This is a genomic window from Vibrio sp. 1S139 (assembly GCF_041439475.1).
In the GTDB taxonomy this organism is placed as follows: Bacteria; Pseudomonadota; Gammaproteobacteria; order Enterobacterales; family Vibrionaceae; genus Vibrio; species Vibrio crassostreae_C.
The window spans coordinates 1-1,295 of the sequence record NZ_JBGOOD010000161.1; the positions used below are offsets into that span (position 1 = coordinate 1).

At 33.1% G+C, this 1,295-nt stretch carries 2 protein-coding genes; both read left to right on the forward strand.

Translation table 11 applies throughout. The features are described from left to right. Positions 1-274 precede the first annotated feature (274 nt). Positions 275-550 (forward strand): hypothetical protein, encoded by a 276-nt coding sequence (locus ACED46_RS21915; RefSeq protein WP_017066511.1) that lies wholly within the window; start codon positions 275-277, stop codon positions 548-550. Between the two features lie 113 nt (positions 551-663). After that, positions 664-843 carry a hypothetical protein gene (locus ACED46_RS21920; protein WP_371722454.1) on the forward strand — a complete coding sequence of 60 codons (180 nt, stop codon included), beginning with the start codon at positions 664-666 and terminating at the stop codon, positions 841-843. Positions 844-1,295 lie beyond the last annotated feature (452 nt).

The following is a 1,295-nucleotide window of genomic DNA, read 5'->3' on the forward strand; positions in this document are numbered from 1 at the left end:
ATTACGTTAGACGGAATTTACGCTGAGCTTAGTGCTTAAGGTTCTGTCTATGATTAACCTTTAATCACGAAATAGAAATCACCCAAAATAAATTATTGACATTGGAATGGTTGTACGTAAAAAACCTGACAGAACTTTTTATTACAAATATAATTTATTACACTTCCATGACAATTAACAAAAATAAAATAAAAGTGAAACAATTAATGCATTTGACTTAATTGTTCTACGTGGATTAACCTTTTAGAACACAAACACTAATTAGGGGATTAAAATGAACGACTCAATTAAAGAAGCTAGACTTAAGAACAACATGAAGAACCCAATTGTTGCCTTAGCACTTGGCTTCTTTATTCCAGGTGCTGGTCAAATGTACGCAGGAAGCGTCATGTGGGGTATTATTAATCTAATCATTGCTATTGTATGTGCAATTACCGTGATTGCATCTCCAATTAGTTTCATCATTTGGGCTGTAGCACTATTTATGGGTTACAAAGGCACAAAAGAGTTTAACAACAAAGTATTGGATACAGCGGAAAGCCAAGCCTAGTCTTTGCAAGAGCAATCGCACAATATATACACTCAATAGTTTGATTTAGTGGCTAGTCAAAGCCAAACTGACGACTTAAATAAAGACCTTTAACTAATATTAAAGTTACCATCATGACGATTAGAATCTTCACCATTAGCCTTGCTACTATTCTTATAACTGGCTGTGGCAACGACTCGAAAAAAGTTGAGTCTCTTGTTGAACAAGGCATCATTGAAGCAACTGGAGCTACTATGGGGCTTGTAGAAACGACCATCGATAAAATCAACTTGCTCAAAGAAAAAACACCCTAATGTTAGAAATACATCATACTTTTGCGATGTATCTATCACAGTAGCAAATAAAGACTTTGGCATTGAAGAGGCAATTTCTGAATCAGGTTATTTTGACTTTGATGGTAAAGAGACAATTACCCCTCTCGACTAATTTCAATCTATTAATTTAAAACACAAAATAGAACAATCGATTATCAAATGACATAGTTCAAGCTGTTTTATCAAAATTTAAATAACATATGGTGACCAAAATTATCTAAATTATTTTTGGTCACTACCTATTGCTATGAAAAATATATTTAAAAAGATCACCGTAAATCTTTAAATAATATAAAACCTATGGTGATATCTTATATGAAATATATAAAATTAATTTTACCATGTTTAGCCACTTTCATGATTTTTTGGGGCAACACGGCGTTGTTGATCAAATCAGCTTGAAGATCAACGACACCATATGTAGCTAGCCG

Coding starts and splice junctions, on each gene's coding strand:
- ACED46_RS21920 (WP_371722454.1), top strand. CDS start 664: ATGACGATTAGAATCTTCACCATTAGCCTTGCTACTATTCTTATAACT.
- ACED46_RS21915 (WP_017066511.1), top strand. CDS start 275: ATGAACGACTCAATTAAAGAAGCTAGACTTAAGAACAACATGAAGAAC.